The sequence below is a fragment of the Citrobacter sp. MGH104 genome, from assembly GCF_001034485.1.
Taxonomy (GTDB): Bacteria; Pseudomonadota; Gammaproteobacteria; order Enterobacterales; family Enterobacteriaceae; genus Citrobacter; species Citrobacter freundii.
On record NZ_KQ089818.1, the window covers coordinates 2,933,083 to 2,948,424 of the forward strand.

The following is a 15,342-nucleotide window of genomic DNA, read 5'->3' on the forward strand; positions in this document are numbered from 1 at the left end:
ATATCATCTATTTAATCATAAAAAATGCCAGTCAGGTTTAGCTGACTGGCATCATTTTCATCAGGTGTGAACCGAAATGATTAGCTCCACATTGCCAGAATCGGCCAGCCGACCAGCAGAAGCATAGAGATGTAGATAACGCCGAAGATAGCACCCAGACGCCAGTAGTCTTTGGACTTCACATAACCACATCCGTAGATGATAACGCCAGGGCCTGTTGCATATGGAGTCAGACAGCCCATGATACCGATGGACAGTACCAGCAGGATACACAGATGTTCCATCGGCACGCCCGGGATACCTTTACCGACAGCCAGAATAACCGGCAGCATGGTGGCAGTGTGTGCAGAAAGGCTGGCAAACAGGTAGTGAGCAAAGTAGAACACCAGCACCAGCACGATTACGGTCGCGTTAGGCGAGAAGCCTTCCAGGTGCGTGCTCATGGTGTTGGCGAACCAGTCGATGAAGCCTGAACGGGTTAAACCATTCGCCATAACGACCAGCGTGGCGAGGTTAACCAGGGTGTTCCATGCGCTGTTATAGCGGGTAATGTCTTTCCACGGTACCACATGCAGCGCCAGCATCAGGGAGACAGCAAGCAAACCCACTGCGGTTGCATCAATCAGTTTACCACCGAAGACCCACAGGCCCAGGCTGAGCAGAACCAGACCGATCAGCGTTATCTCTTTACGGGTCAGTTTACCCATGCCTTTCAGTTCATCACCGGCCCATGCGGCAACTTCAGCACTGTGAGTGACTTCTGGTTTGTACAGAACATATGACAACCACGGAGCAACGATCAGCAAAATAATACCGACCGGCAGGAAGCTGAGGAACCATTGCAGCCAGCTGATTTGAATACCGGCAATTTTGTTGACGAATTCCAGACCCAGTACGTTTGGCGCAGCGCCGGTCACGAACATAGAGGAGCTCAGGCTGGTACTGATTACCATCATCCACATCAGGTATCCGCCGATACGGCGCGCGGAAGGATCGTTCGGGAATGATTTAAACAGCGGCGGCAGGTTTTTGATAACCGGGAATACGGTACCACCGGTACGCGCGGTGTTAGACGGTGTAAACGGCGCCAGCAGAATGTCGATGATAACAATCGCATAGCCCAGCGTCAGGGTGCGTTTACCCATGAATTTCACCAGGAACAGCGCGATACGACGACCCAGACCGGTGACTTCATAACCCAGTGCGAAGATAAACGCACCAAACACCAACCACACGGTGGTGCTGGAGAAGCCCGCCAGACCCCATTTCAGCGCTTGCTTACCCGCTTTAAATGCCGGGTCGGCCAGTTCTGAAGCATCAAACAGCAGATAGTTGCTGCCGATAACGCAGATCGTTACGGCGATAAAGCTGATCGCTGTTGCCGGAATTGGCTCGAGGATCATACCGACGATCATCGCCACAAACACGGCAAAGTAGTGCCAGGCCTGTGGAGGCATTCCATCAGGGACGGGGATAAGAAACATGACGCCCATTACGACCAATGGGGCCAGTAACTTCCATATTTTATCTTTTGCTAAAGACATGTGTGTGATTCTCCGGAAAGGATCTTTAATTGTGATAATGATGAACTTGTGAAATCTGAGCTAAGAACCAGGTGACGATCAGCAGATCGGCGCAGCCTCCGGGACTGAGGTTGCGTTCAATGCACTGTTGGTCGAACTGGTGTAGGTATTCGAGATCGGCAGGGGTACGAATCCCCCCTTGCTGCATCAGGGCGGTGGCCTGCTGCTGTAGCCAACGCAGACCTTCTGCGCCGCCACGTGAAGCCACGTTGGTGTCGCCGTTGATAGACATCAGCAGCAATAAAGTGTCGAGTAACGCCAGTTCAGGGTCGCGGCCCTGAGTCAGCAGCGCGCGGTAGTGCGGCAGGGCATGCTGGATGACTAGCGGGTATCCCGCTTCGGCTTCGCCCCGTGCGCCGGTTAATCCCAGTTGCTGATAAAGACGTTGGCCTGCCGTGAGTTGTTGATTGTTCTGGCGCAGTTCGCGCTCGGTCAGACCACGGCAAAATGTTGCTGCCGTAGAGCAAATGGTTTCAGCGGTAACAGTTAGTTGGAGCTGGTGCAGGCGGCCAATGGCGGCGCACAGCAGGCCCAGAGAAAAGATGCTCCCTTTATGAGTGTTCACCCCAGCGGTGGCGCGAAACATATCAGCTTCGCAGGCCATGCCTAGCGGGCGCAGTCCTTTCAATACATCCTCAGGCGACAGCTGTGCGCTAAACGCCCCATATTCAATAAAACGTGGCAGCCAGGCCTGAATCGCTTCGGCGCTGCGATGAAAATCTTCCAGCGCCATATCTTTATGCGCGCCGTTGTTAATACGATCTACCAGACCGGGTTTGGGTGACAGGTTGACTTCAGTCAGCATGGCGCGCCACGCGAGCGTTGCGTAAGCATCAGGCAGATCCAGAGGAAGGACTGCATTATTGGTTGATGTTGCGGGAATCGGCATCATGCAGCAGTGCCTCCATCTGAGTGAGTAAGTCGGAAAGTGCGTGGGTTTTACCCCGCGCACAGTCGGCAGCACTTTGCTCGCACAGCAGACAGCGGCGGGCAGGGAGTGCGAAATGACGCCGGGACAGAATTTCCCCTTCAGGGGTCAGGACATCGATGTCCCATAGCCGTCCCAGCGGGTGTGAATGCTCAAGTTCAATCGTGGCGAGCTTGAGGTCGTGGGCCGGAGCCTCAATAGACAAAAGACCTTCTGGACCGCTGGCAGAAACCAGCGCTGTTTGCTCCCTGACAATCCAGGCAGATTGTTCCGCCAGCGCGAGCAAGGCGGTTACGCCGTGATTAAAGATGCGACGGGTTAATGCGCTGTCTTTAATCGGACCCGGTGCAACCACGGTGAACGAGACCAGTGGCCCAGAGTGGCGTGTCAGCAAGTCCTGTTGCCTTGCTTGTCTCTTATCGCGGCTGGCGAGCAGCTCGGGAATCGAAACCGCGTGTTGGGTGGCGAGTTCAGGGAGCAGGTGCATGGCTTATTCCTTCACCTGATGCACAACGTCAATCACTGAACCGTCGCGATAACGCACAACGGCAATCACGCGGTCAGTGAATTCGATAGCGCGTGGCTGACCGGTGAGTTGCTGTGCACGTTCGCGCAGCCATTCAATGGACACCACTTTCATACCGGCTTCTTTCAGTCGTTCTGCCAGTTCCGGACGTGCAGGGTTGACGGCGATACCGTGGTCAGTGACCAGAATGTCAACGCTGGAGCCAGGGGTTACGCAGGTCAGCACGTTATCAACCAGCGTCGGGATGCGTCCGCGAACCAGCGGTGCGACGATGATGGAAAGCGCTGCGGCCACAGCCGTATCACAGTGTCCGCCGGATGCGCCTCGCAGTACGCCGTCAGAACCGGTCAGTACGTTCACATTGAAGTTGGTGTCTACTTCTAATGCGCTCAGTACCACCACATCCAGACGGTCAACGGATGCGCCTTTTGAACCCCAGTTGGCATACTGGTTTGCACTGATTTCAATGTGGTTTGGGTTGCGGGCCAAGGACTCAGCCGCGTTACGGTCGAAGCTCTGCACGTCCAGCAGTTTGCGAATCAGGCCTTTTTCATGCAGATCCACGATGGTGGCGGTGATGCCGCCCAGCGCGAAGTCAGCACGGATATCGCGGCTGCGCATTTTGTCTTCCAGGAAACGCGTCACGGCCAGAGAAGCGCCGCCGGTGCCTGTCTGCAGTGAGAAGCCTTCATTGAAGTAGCCGGAGTTAGCAATGACCTCTGCCGCGCTACGGGCGATTAACAGTTCACGCGGGTTAGTGGTCATGCGGGTCGCATCAGCACCGATTTTGTCCGCATCGCCGACCTGATCGATCTGCACGATCAGATCTACCTGATCCTGTGTAATGCTGGCCGGGTTATGTGGATAGGTCAGCAGTTGTTCAGTCAGCAGGACAACCTGTTTCGCGTTTTCGGCGTCTACGCGGGCATAGCCCAGTGAACCGCAGCATGCTTTACCGGTATAACCGTTGGCGTTACCAAACTGGTCGCAGGACGGTACGCCGAGGAACGCCACATCAATGCTGAGTTCGCCGCTTTGTACCAAGTGTACACGTCCACCGTGGGAGTGAATCTGTACCGGTTCGGCCAGCAGGCCACGGGAGATCTCTTCCGCCAGCGGGCCACGCAACCCGGAGGTATAAATACGGCTGACCACGCCCTGACGGATGTGCTCAACCAGCGGAGCATGGCAATCGCTCAGAGAGCTGGAGGCCAGCGTCAGATTTTTAAAGCCCATACTGGCGATGGCATCCATCACCAGATTAATGGTCAGATCGCCACCGCGAAAAGCGTGGTGGAAAGAGATGGTCATGCCATCCTGTAAACCTGAACGACGAATGGCGTCTTCCAGGTTAGTGCACAGCTTTTTGTCGCGCGGTTTTTGCGCCTGTAGTTCTACTTTTGCGGTGCTCTGATAAGCGGAAAGCTCACTTTCTGCATGACGGCTCCAGGTCGCCACGCGATCCTGGCGTTGAGACTGTTCGATTTTCTGCGTCATTTTTTTGCCTTATTCTTCGCGAATGCCGGAAAGTTCTGCACGGGAGATAACCAGAAGGGCGCGCTCGATAACCGGGCTGTCGACCATTTTGCCGTTCAGGGAAACCACTCCACGACCTTCGCGGGCAGCGGCTTCAGCGGCTTCTACGACCAAACGGGCGTGAGCCAGCTCTTTGCGCGTCGGGGCGTACAGGTTATGCAGGAGTTCGATCTGGCGCGGGTTGATGAGCGACTTGCCGTCAAAACCCAACTGCTTGATGTGTGCGGCTTCGTGCAGGAAACCTGCTTCGTTGTTGGCATCGGAATACACGGTGTCGAACGCCTGAATACCGGCAGAACGTGCAGCCTGCAAAATAGAGCAGCGGGCAAACAGCAGTTCAGTACCCTCCGGCGAGCGTTCAGTGCGCAGGTTACGCACATAATCTTCAGCACCCAGAGCAATACCGATCAGGCGCTCGGAAGCGTGGGCAATTTCTACCGCACGGGTAATGCCTAACGGCGACTCAATGGCGGCTAACAGGCCGGTGCTGCCGGGTTCACGGCCACAGGCGTTCTCGATGCGCAGAATTTCACTTTCGATGTCGATGACATCCTGCGCGGTATCGGTCTTCGGTAAACGTACGATGTCAGCACCGCCGCGTACCACTGCTTCAAGGTCGTTGATGCCCCATTCGGAGTCGAGGGCGTTTACACGCACGATGGTTTCAACGTCGTGATACAGCGGATGCTGCAGCGCGTGGTACACCATGCGGCGAGCGGTATCTTTTTCACGCAACGCGACGGAGTCTTCCAGGTCGAACATCAGTGCATCTGCCGGGTAGATGAACGAGTTGCTGACCATGGCGGCATTGGCACCCGGTACGAACAACATGCTGCGGCGAGTACGGGTTTTACGTTGTTGCAAAGATGCGGAAATCACTGGCAATCCTCCCATGGCAGTGCCGGAATACCGCCAGCGCGGGCCAGTAGTGCTTCCAGTCGCGCACGTAAAATGCAGTCCAGTGCGCCTTTATCATCAACATTTAATTGCACGCCGCGTACGTTGTAGCGGGACAGAACGTCCAGGATGGTGGTCCGAATGGCATCACCGAACTGTTTTTCGACGCTACTGTTAACCTGCAGGTCAATATCCTGCGAATCGAGTGGGGCGATGCGAATCATCACATCACCGGACTCGAGTGTGCCTGCGACGGCTGCCTGGTTTATTTTCATTTTTCACCTGTTGCTAATGCGGGGGTATTTTGGCGGACTGCCGCACCCGATGAGGCTCGTTCAACCATGCTTTGCAGATAGTGCAGCGTGGCGTCAGGGACCAGGGATGCGATAGCCGTGAGATCTTTTTTAACCAGCAGCTTGCGCACCCAGGAGGCGGAAATCGGCATCTCCTGGAAGCACAGCCGCTCAATTTCCACCAGTTCAATCGGTGGGGCGGGAAGCGTTGGGGTCTCCAGCCAGTAGCGCATATCGTTGTTGTACTGGGAGGTGACGGTGCAATACGGCTCGGTACCGACGAAACGATGTGTAACGCCGAGAGCCGGTGCCAGGTACTGGCGGAAGATTTTCAGGTCTATTTCGGTGTAGCAGTGGTTAATAACGCTCTGCTCTTTGATGAAGTAGCACGGGAACGTGGCGCGGGAAATGATGTATTCCGAACCGCGATGCACGGTTAAACGTGGAATATCTTTTGTCCCTTTAAGCACCAGATCCAACCGGTCTTCATACGGAAACCGTGAGGTATCCTCTTTGACCAAAAACAGATGCAGCCAGTCACATTGTGCGGCCGCCTGTTGGATCAGAAAACGATGTCCGTTGGTGAAGGGGTTTGCGTTCATGACGATGCAACCAATTTTTTTCCCTTCACGACGCTGTTTTGCCAGAGATTCAGCGTAACGTTTCAGACGCGTGGTGCTGTTTTCCATCAGCACCATAATGCCGGGAACGCTGGTCAGCGTAGAAAAGCCACACTGTTTAAACAGCGATTCGTACTCGGTTTTGGTATAGATGAAGAGGTGCGTACAGTGGCGCTCATAGGCGAGGTTGATTAACTCGGTCGCCAGCGTCAGCGCTAAGCCTTCGCCCCGTACGGATTCGCAGATGGCGACACATTTAATAATATTCCCAGCGATACCGCCGCAGGCAATCAGGCGGTCGTCACGGGTGACGGTGATAAATACTTCGACGGTGGTGTCAACGCTCAAATCATTCACTTTCAGAAATTGCGTGATAGCCGCCATCTTTTTATTTTCTGAGCGTTTAACTTGCGTGAATATATTATTACCGAACATAGTGAATAGAGCCCCGATGCTATATTTGTTACTGGGTTTCTGTTTTTGTTGCTCTGCTTAGCAACCTGATAACGTTTTGTTTGCAATTGAAGGGAATGGTTTTTTATTACGGAGTATTTCTTTTTTTCCCTGCTGCATACATCGTAAGGGGTATTTTGGAGGTAATTTTTGATTTATTTCACAATAAGTTAGAAGGTTTTAATGTGTTTTATGGTTTTAAGTTTTTTAATTAATTTAACCTCGAAATAGCGTGTGGTTTTAATTTGTTTAATTGATTTAAAGTGGGGAATCTGCAACGATCTTGTTTTATACCGTAACGTGTAAATAAAACATTTCTATTACAACTACAATGAGAAATAAGTTTCGGGTAACGTGGATGAGGAAGATATATGGCTGAGCAGAAAAATAAAACACGGTTTCCTTTTTTCCGCAGCCTGGCGTTTCCTTTACGCATCTTTCTGCTTATTTTGGTCGTTTCTGTTTTTATCATCGCCGCCCTGGCACAATACTTTACCGCCAGCTTTGAAGATTATCTGGCCGCGCATGTCCGCGATATGGCAATGAACCAGGCCAAAATCATCGCCTCTAACGAGAGTATCATCACGGCAGTTAAACATCGTGATTACAAGCGTTTGGCGACGATTGCCGACAAACTGCAGAGCGGAACTGACTTCGACTATGTGGTTATCGGGGATACCAACTCCATTCGTCTATATCATCCGAACCCGGAAAAGATTGGCTACCCGATGCAGTTCACCAAACCCGGTGCGCTGGAAAAAGGGGAAAGCTACTTTATTACCGGTAAAGGGTCCATCGGGATGGCAATGCGCGCTAAAACGCCCATCTTTGATGACGATGGCAAAATCATTGGCGTAGTCTCAATTGGTTATCTGATCAGCAAAATCGATAGCTGGCGATCGGATTTCTTACTCCCGATGGCCGGTGTGTTTATCTTGCTGTTGTTGGTACTTATGCTGCTCTCCTGGTTTTTCGCTGCCCATATTCGTCGGCAGATGTTGGGTATGGAACCGAAACAAATTGCGCGGGTAGTACGTCAGCAGGAAGCGTTGTTCAGCTCGGTATATGAAGGATTGATTGCCGTGGATCCTGATGGATATATCACCGCAATAAACCGCAGTGCGAGGAAAATGCTGGGGCTTTCTTCACCAGGCCGAAAGTGGCTTGGAAAACCGGTGAGTGAGGTGGTTCAGCCAGCGGACTTTTTCACCCAACAGATTGCGGAAAAACGACAGGATGCGATGGTAAACTTTAATGGCCTGAGCGTCATCGCCAACCGTGAAGCGATTCGCTCCGGTGACGAACTGCTTGGGGCAATCATCAGTTTTCGTAGTAAAGATGAAATTGCTACCCTTAATGCGCAATTAACGCAGATCAAACAGTATGTAGAGAGCCTGAGAACGCTGCGTCATGAGCACCTGAACTGGATGTCGACCATCAATGGCCTGCTGCAAATGAAAGAATATGACAAGGTTCTGGCCATGGTGCAGGGAGAATCCCAGGCGCAACAGCAACTGATTGACAGCCTGCGTGGCGCATTTGCCGATCGTCAGGTCGCCGGTCTGTTGTTTGGCAAGGTGCAGCGCGCGCGGGAACTGGGCCTCACCATGACTATCGTTCCGGGGAGCCAACTGCATCAACTCCCCGAGGGGCTGGATAGCACAGAGTTTGCAGCAATTGTTGGCAATCTGCTTGATAATGCATTCGAAGCGAGCTTGCGCACCCAGCAAGGCAACAATGTCGTAGAGCTCTATTTGAGCGATGAAGGGGATGACGTGATCATCGAAGTTGCCGATCAGGGATGCGGTGTGCCGGAAGCATTGCGTGAGAAAATATTTGAACAGGGTGTGAGCACCCGTACCGATGAACCAGGTGAACATGGCATCGGTTTGTATCTAATTGCAAGTTATGTGAGGCGCTGTGACGGGGTGATTACGCTCGAAGATAACTCCCCTTGCGGTACCTTATTTTCTTTATTTCTTCCGAAAGTGAAAAAAAATAATGACGGAACCATTAACGCTGTTGATCGTTGAGGATGAAACGCTACTGGCGGAAATGCATGCTGAATATATCCGCCATATACCCGGTTTCAGCCAGATATGGCTGGCGGGTAATCTTGAGCAGGCGAGGATGATGATTGAGCGTTTTAAGCCCGGTCTGATACTGCTCGATAACTACTTGCCGGACGGCAAGGGAATTACGTTGCTGCATGAGCTGACCCAGGCGCGCTATCCGGGCGGCGTAGTGTTTACCACGGCGGCTAGCGATATGGAAACGGTCTCCGAGGCCGTGCGCAGCGGTGCGTTTGATTACCTGGTCAAACCCATTGCCTACGAGCGGCTGGGGCAGACCCTTACGCGTTATCAGCAACGTCGACGCATGTTGGCGGGGAATGACAGCGCCAGCCAAAAGCAGATTGATGAAATGTTTAATGCCTACGCGCGGGGCGAACCGAAAGGGGATTTACCGACCGGGATTGATGCGTTAACACTGAATGCAGTGTTGAAATTATTCGCCGACCCGACGGTACACCATACTGCGGAAACGATCGCCCAGGCGCTTACCATCAGCCGAACGACTTCCAGACGCTACCTGGAGTACTGTGCCAGCCGTCATTTGATTATTGCGGAGATTATTCACGGTAAGGTGGGTAGGCCGCAGCGTATTTATCATGGCGGCTAAATGCTGATTTCTGACGTAGGCCGGATAAGATGCTTTAGCATCGACATCCGGCAATGGTGCGGTTTAAATGCCGGATGCGGCGTAGATGCCTAATCCGGCCTAAATTTCACTGAGTATCAGCCGCCAACGACGGCTGAAGAAGAACCTGGTACCATCACTTCAGTTGCGATAATCACCACCAGCAGTCCAACCAGAACCGGAACCGAAGTACGTTTCACCACTTCGAACGGAGAAATCTTTGCCATACCTGCTACAGCGACAACCACGCCGGAGACCGGGGAGATGGTGCGCCCAAGGTTTGACGCCTGCAGCATCGGGATAACAAGGTAAGCCGGGTTAATGCCGGAAGAATGCGCCAGCTTAGGGATCATCTCAACGAAGGCGTAGAACGGGGCGTTACCGGAACCCGTAGTCATTGCCGCCAACATAGTCAGGATCACCAGCACCATCATCAAGATAATGCTCGCTGAACCAAACGAGGTGGCGATAGAAATCAGACTCTGAATAAAGCCGATTGTGCTCAGACCCTGGGCAAAAACACCCGCAGCGACTAACAACATCACCACGTTAGCAAAGGCATCCGCCATGCCACGGTAAGCGACTTCCAGACCAGAGAAAACCTTTTGGGTGTTGAACCCACGTACGAACTCCAGAATAGCCGCGATGAGCATGCACAGAACCAGAATCGTAATGATGTGCAGCTGCGGGCCCCATTTACCATCAAAAATCAGGACGCCAACGATCGGGGTAAACGGCAGAATGGCGTAAAATGACGGGGCAGTCGTGGTGATTTCAGCCACATCTAACATTTCATGAGAAATGTTCTCTTTTTTATCCAGAAAACGCTGCCAGAAAAAGTGGGCAATCGCCATAGCAATGATGGCGGCAATGGAAATTGGCAGCGTGGTTTTAAAGGCGAAATCGATCAGCGGCATTTCCGCAGCTTTTGCCGCCAGCACCACATCACCGGATGTTGGTGAAAGAATAATTGCAGCAGGGGAGGCACAAATAGCCGCTGCAGCGCCACGGCTGATTCCAACGTTAACCATGACCGGGAACAGTGTTGCCATCAGCAAAACGCCCAGACCGGTTGCTGAAGAAACCGCCAGTGACATCAGGCAGGCGACAAAATAGGCGGCAATCATTAGCAGGTAAGGAGAGTTGATGTATTGCAGGGGCTTGGAGGCCAGCTTAACGACCATATCGTTCGCGCCAATATGGGTCATATAGGCGGCAAAACCACACAGCATCATGATCATCATGCCGAGATCGCCACCACGGCTCATCAGCAAAATTTTAATATATTCAACAATGTCTGTTGCCGTATAGCCCGTCGATGCCGCGCTGGATGGCAACACTTTATGCCCCATCAGCGCACTGATAATCAGCAAAACCAGACCGCCAACAAACAGTACGCCTGTCGCGGAATAACCTTTAATGATGTAGCGCGCTACACCCACAATAACCACAACTCCAATAAGGAGTTCAATAAATGTCAACATCGTTTCCCCTGTCGCATTGCTGCCCAGAAAGTAAAAAAACTAAAAAAAGTAAAAAGTGGTGACAGAATGTGCCTAATAAACCGATAACTCTTGCTGATTAAAATCAATAAAAATACGGATTCAAGCGATGGCTTAGCCGTTTTTTCAGCATCGTGGTTAAAAAAAGAATCTCACAATAAAAAACTGTGAAGTGCAGCGACGGTGTGTGTGTTTTGTGGTGATATTGATTCTTAATTGTTAATTTATTGTAATATTATTTAACTTTTCCCGGAGGAAAGAACAATTTATTGGCAATAAAGAGAAAATAGTTCCTATGAGATGGCTCAATAAATTAAGGGCTAATTATCTTAAAAATTACATGCTGAGGAATATTCTGATTTTTTAGCTGCGCATTTTTGTTAAGCTAACATTAAGGTTGGGTTTGCTACAATTAATAATAAATCCCAGGATGGTAATTAAGTTGTGATTGTCGCTAAACGATATTTTCTCATTTTTTCATTTCTTTTTATTCAGTTAGCTTTCATTCCCCAGGGCGCTGCTGAAGATAAAGGCTGGTTCGCTACTTTTAAAGACAACGTCAGTGAAACCTGGCAGCAGCCGGAACATTATGATTTGTATATACCGGCTATTACCTGGCATGCACGCTTTGCCTACGATAAAGAAAAAACGGATCGCTACAATGAACGCCCGTGGGGGGCAGGATTTGGTCAATCCCGTTGGGATGATAAAGGTAACTGGCACGGACTTTATATAATGGCCTTTAAGGATTCCTACAATAAATGGGAACCCATTGGTGGTTATGGCTGGGAAAAAACCTGGCGACCGCTGGCCGATGAAAATTTCCATACAGGTCTCGGTTTTACCGCCGGTTTTACCGCGCGTGATAACTGGAACTACATTCCGGTACCCGTGCTGTTACCGCTGGCATCGATAGGGTATGGTCCGGCAACGTTCCAGATGACCTACATTCCGGGAACGTACAACAACGGTAACGTCTACTTTGCGTGGATGCGTTTCCAGTTTTGATGGACTACCTGTATTGTCAGATGGATTATTAAAAAGTCTTTTTAAAACAGTGTGATATCAGCGTTAACTGAAAAATAACGCGACATTTATCACTTTTTGATAAAGTTCGACTGGACAAAGTGCACCACAATTGTTGTACTGATACCCGACACAGCATTTGTGTCTATTTTTCATGTAAAGGTAATTTTGATGTCTAAGATTAAAGGTAACGTTAAGTGGTTTAATGAGTCCAAAGGATTCGGTTTCATTACTCCGGAAGATGGCAGCAAAGACGTGTTCGTACACTTCTCTGCAATCCAGACCAATGGTTTTAAAACTCTGGCTGAAGGTCAGCGTGTAGAGTTCGAAATCACTAACGGTGCCAAAGGCCCTTCTGCTGCAAACGTAATCGCTCTGTAAGCATACGACAGCAAGCATTCAAAACCCGCTTAATTGCGGGTTTTTTTCGCCTCAGTGTGCGGGAGAGGCCGAAACCAGCCAGAATGCCAGGGCGGTCATCGCAAATGATCCCAGCAGATTCACCAGCACATTCACCATAGCCCAACCAAAGCGTCCTTCCTGTAGCAAAAACACCACCTCAGCCGAGAAAGTGGAAAATGTTGTTAGTCCCCCGCAAAAGCCAGTTGTAATCAGTACCTTCCACATTGGATCAATGTTTGTCATGCGATTAAACCATGCCAGACCCATACCAATGATAAATGCGCCAAGTAAGTTTGCAGCCAGCGTACCGAATGGAATGGCCTGATGTAGCGGGTTAAACCTCATGCTCAACATCCATCTTGCTACACTACCTGTACCACCACCGATAAAAACCGCTAAAAGGAGTTGTAACACTGCGTAATCCTGCTATTTGATTGTATATAGGATGAGTGTAACGCTGAATAATCGTGGTTGGCGAGCCTAACAACGTTTTCTGGAGGGAATATGTTCGTTGCAGCAGGGCAATTTGCCGTGGGACCTTCATGGGAAAAAAATGCAGAAACCTGCGTTTTACTGATGTCTCAGGCTGCGGGAGAGGGGGCATCGTTACTGGTATTACCGGAAGCGCTTCTGGCCCGTGACGATCTGGACCCTGATCTGTCAGTGAAATCAGCTCAATTGCTGGAAGGCGGGTTTTTGACGCGCTTGCTGCGAGAAAGCGCGCAAAACGAGATGACGACAATCCTGACGATTCATGTTCCCTCTGTGCCTAGACGGGCGTTTAACATGCTGGTGGCGCTACGGGCAGGTCAGGTAGTTGCCCATTACGCTAAATTACATCTCTACGACGCCTTTTCGATTCAGGAGTCACGAAATGTGGATGCAGGGGACGCCATAGCGCCGCTGCTGGACGTAGGCGGGTTAAAAGTAGGGTTAATGACCTGTTATGATCTGCGCTTCCCTGAGCTGGCGCTGGCGCACGCATTGCAGGGAGCGGAAATTCTCGTATTACCCGCAGCCTGGGTACGGGGATCGCTTAAAGAGCATCACTGGTCTACGCTTTTGGCTGCAAGAGCGTTAGATGCAACGTGTTACCTGATTGCGGCGGGAGAGTGCGGTAATAAGAATATCGGCCAAAGCCGGGTCATCGACCCTTTTGGTGTGACCATTGCTGCTGCGGCGGAAACGCCTGCACTAATTATGGCCGAGGTTTCTGCAGAGCGGGTAAGGCAGGTCAGAGCACAACTTCCGGTGTTAAGTAACCGACGTTTTGCGCCACCGCAATTATTATGACGTTTTTTTAAACAAGGCTTGATTCACCTTGTTACAGATTGCTATTGTGTGCGCGCGTCGAAAGGCCGTTAATATTCTCAGGTTAATATGGCGCTTTATGCAGCCTGGTTTAAGTGAAGAAGGTATCTATGGGTGAGATTAGTATTACCAAACTGCTGGTGGTTGCCGCACTGGTTGTTCTGCTGTTTGGTACCAAGAAGTTACGTACACTGGGTGGAGACCTGGGAACGGCAATCAAGGGCTTCAAGAAAGCAATGAACGACGATAATGCCGATGCTAAGAAAGATGCTGATGGTAGCGTTCAGGCTGAGAAGCTTTCTCATAAAGAGTAATGTCAGGAGCATGATGCTCATACTGCATACTCTGCATGAAAAAAAACCGGCAATTTGCCGGTTTTTTTATTACTGATATGTAAGTGAGTATTACACGATTACTTCACTTCCAGCCCTTTGGCCTGCATGTCTGCATGGTATGAAGAGCGAACGAATGGACCGCAGGCTGCATGGGTAAAGCCCATGGCCATAGCTTCGGCTTTCATCTCATCGAACTCATCCGGGCTTACATAGCGTTGAACCGGCAGGTGGTGACGGCTTGGCTGTAAATACTGCCCCAGCGTCAGCATGGTCACGCCATGACTGCGCAGGTCACGCATGACCTCAATGATTTCTGCATTGGTTTCGCCCAAACCAACCATCAGACCTGATTTAGTCGGAATCTCCGGGTGCGCTTCCTTGAAACGTTCCAGAAGCTTCAGTGACCAGTTGTAGTCTGCCCCCGGACGTACATTGCGATAAATACGCGGTACGTTTTCGAGGTTGTGGTTAAACACGTCTGGCGGCGTGGCGGTGAGGATATCCAACGCGCGATCCATACGACCACGGAAGTCAGGCACCAGCGTTTCGATTTTAATCGACGGGCTTTTCTCACGAATAGCGGTGATACAGTCAGCAAAGTGCTGAGCGCCGCCGTCACGCAGATCGTCGCGGTCAACGGAGGTAATGACGACATAGCGCAGCGCCATGTCAGCAATCGTCTGAGCAAGTTTTAACGGCTCGTTAGCATCCGGAGCAACCGGACGGCCATGGGCAACGTCACAGAATGGGCAACGGCGGGTACAGATTGCGCCGAGGATCATAAAGGTTGCGGTTCCGTGATTGAAACATTCAGCCAGGTTAGGGCAGGAAGCTTCTTCGCAGACAGAGTGCAGGCCATTTTTGCGCATTGCCGCTTTGATGCCCTGGATGCGAGTGGAGTCCGCTGGCAGTTTTATTTTCATCCATTCCGGTTTACGCAGCAGGGCTTCACGCTCTGTTGCCACATTTTTTACCGGGATAAGAGCCATCTTATCGGCATCGCGGTATTTAACACCGCGTTCCATCACAATGGGTTTACTCATAGCTTGCGTGTTCCAGTTGCGAATTACGAAGGAAAGCGTTTCAATTCAAGGGAATGTTGCATTTATCAACTATTTTTGAATTAGTGATACGCAGTATATCATTGAAACGGGCCAGAAAGCAGCCTGACAGGCTGGCAAAATGTAAAATAGTTGTTGTTTTGTGCCATTTGCCACAACATTTGCCGTG

The 15,342-nt window shown here is 51.0% G+C and carries 16 protein-coding genes; 6 read left to right on the plus strand and 10 right to left on the minus strand.

Annotated elements, in window-relative coordinates; genetic code table 11:
* Nucleotides 1-80: 80 nt before the first annotated feature.
* Genes citT through citC form a run of 7 tightly spaced genes read right to left on the minus strand, consistent with a single transcriptional unit; the run spans nt 81 to nt 6,818 of the window.
* Nucleotides 81-1,544 carry a citrate/succinate antiporter CitT gene (gene citT / locus SK34_RS13660; protein ID WP_003022114.1) on the minus strand — a complete coding sequence of 488 codons (1,464 nt, stop codon included), beginning with the start codon at nt 1,542-1,544 and terminating at the stop codon, nt 81-83.
* 25 nt (nt 1,545-1,569) lie between these two features.
* A complete protein-coding gene (gene citG, locus SK34_RS13665; RefSeq protein WP_003835603.1) occupies nt 1,570-2,475 on the minus strand; it encodes a triphosphoribosyl-dephospho-CoA synthase CitG in 906 nt (301 codons plus the stop codon).
* Nucleotides 2,444-2,998 carry a citrate lyase holo-[acyl-carrier protein] synthase gene (gene citX, locus SK34_RS13670; protein ID WP_048233257.1) on the minus strand — a complete coding sequence of 185 codons (555 nt, stop codon included), beginning with the start codon at nt 2,996-2,998 and terminating at the stop codon, nt 2,444-2,446. The genes citG and citX overlap by 32 nt, the downstream gene beginning before the upstream one ends.
* A gap of 3 nt (nt 2,999-3,001) precedes the next feature.
* Complete coding sequence (gene citF, locus SK34_RS13675; protein ID WP_048233259.1) at nt 3,002-4,534, minus strand: citrate lyase subunit alpha; 1,533 nt, start codon at nt 4,532-4,534, stop codon at nt 3,002-3,004.
* A 9-nt stretch (nt 4,535-4,543) separates the two neighbouring features.
* On the minus strand, nt 4,544-5,452 hold the full coding sequence (locus SK34_RS13680; RefSeq protein ID WP_003022123.1) for an aldolase/citrate lyase family protein: 909 nt from the start codon (nt 5,450-5,452) through the stop codon (nt 4,544-4,546).
* Nucleotides 5,449-5,745, minus strand: coding sequence for a citrate lyase acyl carrier protein (gene citD, locus SK34_RS13685; RefSeq protein WP_003022125.1), 297 nt, complete (start codon nt 5,743-5,745; stop codon nt 5,449-5,451). Before citD ends, SK34_RS13680 begins: the two co-directional genes overlap by 4 nt.
* Nucleotides 5,742-6,818, minus strand: a complete 1,077-nt coding sequence (gene citC, locus SK34_RS13690) for a [citrate (pro-3S)-lyase] ligase (RefSeq protein WP_048233261.1) — start codon at nt 6,816-6,818, stop codon at nt 5,742-5,744. Before citC ends, citD begins: the two co-directional genes overlap by 4 nt.
* A gap of 389 nt (nt 6,819-7,207) precedes the next feature.
* Here citC and dpiB point away from each other — a divergent pair, with 389 nt between their 5' ends.
* On the plus strand, nt 7,208-8,869 hold the full coding sequence (gene dpiB, locus SK34_RS13695; RefSeq protein ID WP_003847410.1) for a sensor histidine kinase DpiB: 1,662 nt from the start codon (nt 7,208-7,210) through the stop codon (nt 8,867-8,869).
* Nucleotides 8,838-9,518: a two-component response regulator DpiA gene (gene dpiA / locus SK34_RS13700; protein ID WP_003022133.1), complete on the plus strand. Its 681-nt coding sequence runs from the start codon at nt 8,838-8,840 to the stop codon at nt 9,516-9,518. The genes dpiB and dpiA overlap by 32 nt, the downstream gene beginning before the upstream one ends.
* Before the next feature lie 116 nt (nt 9,519-9,634).
* On the opposite strand, the gene dcuC is transcribed toward dpiA, so the two are convergent.
* Nucleotides 9,635-11,020, minus strand: coding sequence for an anaerobic C4-dicarboxylate transporter DcuC (dcuC, locus tag SK34_RS13705; protein ID WP_003022136.1), 1,386 nt, complete (start codon nt 11,018-11,020; stop codon nt 9,635-9,637).
* Nucleotides 11,021-11,482: 462 nt separating this feature from the next.
* Between dcuC and pagP the strand changes: the two genes are divergently transcribed.
* Together pagP and cspE are read left to right on the plus strand one after the other, a co-directional pair.
* The gene (gene pagP / locus SK34_RS13710) at nt 11,483-12,046 is read left to right on the plus strand and encodes a lipid IV(A) palmitoyltransferase PagP (RefSeq protein WP_003835590.1); all 564 of its coding nucleotides are present in this window, start codon (nt 11,483-11,485) and stop codon (nt 12,044-12,046) included.
* Nucleotides 12,047-12,235: 189 nt separating this feature from the next.
* The gene (gene cspE / locus SK34_RS13715; RefSeq protein WP_000034825.1) at nt 12,236-12,445 is read left to right on the plus strand and encodes a transcription antiterminator/RNA stability regulator CspE; all 210 of its coding nucleotides are present in this window, start codon (nt 12,236-12,238) and stop codon (nt 12,443-12,445) included.
* Nucleotides 12,446-12,496: 51 nt separating this feature from the next.
* Here the strand turns inward: cspE and crcB are convergent, their stop codons facing one another.
* Nucleotides 12,497-12,880 carry a fluoride efflux transporter CrcB gene (crcB, locus tag SK34_RS13720; protein ID WP_003831281.1) on the minus strand — a complete coding sequence of 128 codons (384 nt, stop codon included), beginning with the start codon at nt 12,878-12,880 and terminating at the stop codon, nt 12,497-12,499.
* Nucleotides 12,881-12,970: 90 nt separating this feature from the next.
* Here crcB and SK34_RS13725 point away from each other — a divergent pair, with 90 nt between their 5' ends.
* Together SK34_RS13725 and tatE are read left to right on the plus strand one after the other, a co-directional pair.
* The gene (locus SK34_RS13725) at nt 12,971-13,759 is read left to right on the plus strand and encodes a deaminated glutathione amidase (RefSeq protein ID WP_048233262.1); all 789 of its coding nucleotides are present in this window, start codon (nt 12,971-12,973) and stop codon (nt 13,757-13,759) included.
* A gap of 128 nt (nt 13,760-13,887) precedes the next feature.
* The gene (tatE, locus tag SK34_RS13730; protein ID WP_003022699.1) at nt 13,888-14,091 is read left to right on the plus strand and encodes a twin-arginine translocase subunit TatE; all 204 of its coding nucleotides are present in this window, start codon (nt 13,888-13,890) and stop codon (nt 14,089-14,091) included.
* Between the two features lie 98 nt (nt 14,092-14,189).
* Here the strand turns inward: tatE and lipA are convergent, their stop codons facing one another.
* Nucleotides 14,190-15,155: a lipoyl synthase gene (gene lipA / locus SK34_RS13735; protein ID WP_003022702.1), complete on the minus strand. Its 966-nt coding sequence runs from the start codon at nt 15,153-15,155 to the stop codon at nt 14,190-14,192.
* Between the last annotated feature and the right edge of the window lie 187 nt (nt 15,156-15,342).

What these genes read in the sequence shown, in the direction of transcription:
- dpiA (WP_003022133.1), top strand. Translation starts at nt 8,838, where the DNA reads ATGACGGAACCATTAACGCTGTTGATCGTTGAGGATGAAACGCTACTG.
- citX (WP_048233257.1), bottom strand. Translation starts at nt 2,998, where the DNA reads ATGCACCTGCTCCCTGAACTCGCCACCCAACACGCGGTTTCGATTCCC.
- dpiB (WP_003847410.1), top strand. Translation starts at nt 7,208, where the DNA reads ATGGCTGAGCAGAAAAATAAAACACGGTTTCCTTTTTTCCGCAGCCTG.
- dcuC (WP_003022136.1), bottom strand. Translation starts at nt 11,020, where the DNA reads ATGTTGACATTTATTGAACTCCTTATTGGAGTTGTGGTTATTGTGGGT.
- citG (WP_003835603.1), bottom strand. Translation starts at nt 2,475, where the DNA reads ATGATGCCGATTCCCGCAACATCAACCAATAATGCAGTCCTTCCTCTG.
- citD (WP_003022125.1), bottom strand. Translation starts at nt 5,745, where the DNA reads ATGAAAATAAACCAGGCAGCCGTCGCAGGCACACTCGAGTCCGGTGAT.
- citT (WP_003022114.1), bottom strand. Translation starts at nt 1,544, where the DNA reads ATGTCTTTAGCAAAAGATAAAATATGGAAGTTACTGGCCCCATTGGTC.
- citC (WP_048233261.1), bottom strand. Translation starts at nt 6,818, where the DNA reads ATGTTCGGTAATAATATATTCACGCAAGTTAAACGCTCAGAAAATAAA.
- cspE (WP_000034825.1), top strand. Translation starts at nt 12,236, where the DNA reads ATGTCTAAGATTAAAGGTAACGTTAAGTGGTTTAATGAGTCCAAAGGA.
- lipA (WP_003022702.1), bottom strand. Translation starts at nt 15,155, where the DNA reads ATGAGTAAACCCATTGTGATGGAACGCGGTGTTAAATACCGCGATGCC.
- tatE (WP_003022699.1), top strand. Translation starts at nt 13,888, where the DNA reads ATGGGTGAGATTAGTATTACCAAACTGCTGGTGGTTGCCGCACTGGTT.
- citF (WP_048233259.1), bottom strand. Translation starts at nt 4,534, where the DNA reads ATGACGCAGAAAATCGAACAGTCTCAACGCCAGGATCGCGTGGCGACC.
- SK34_RS13725 (WP_048233262.1), top strand. Translation starts at nt 12,971, where the DNA reads ATGTTCGTTGCAGCAGGGCAATTTGCCGTGGGACCTTCATGGGAAAAA.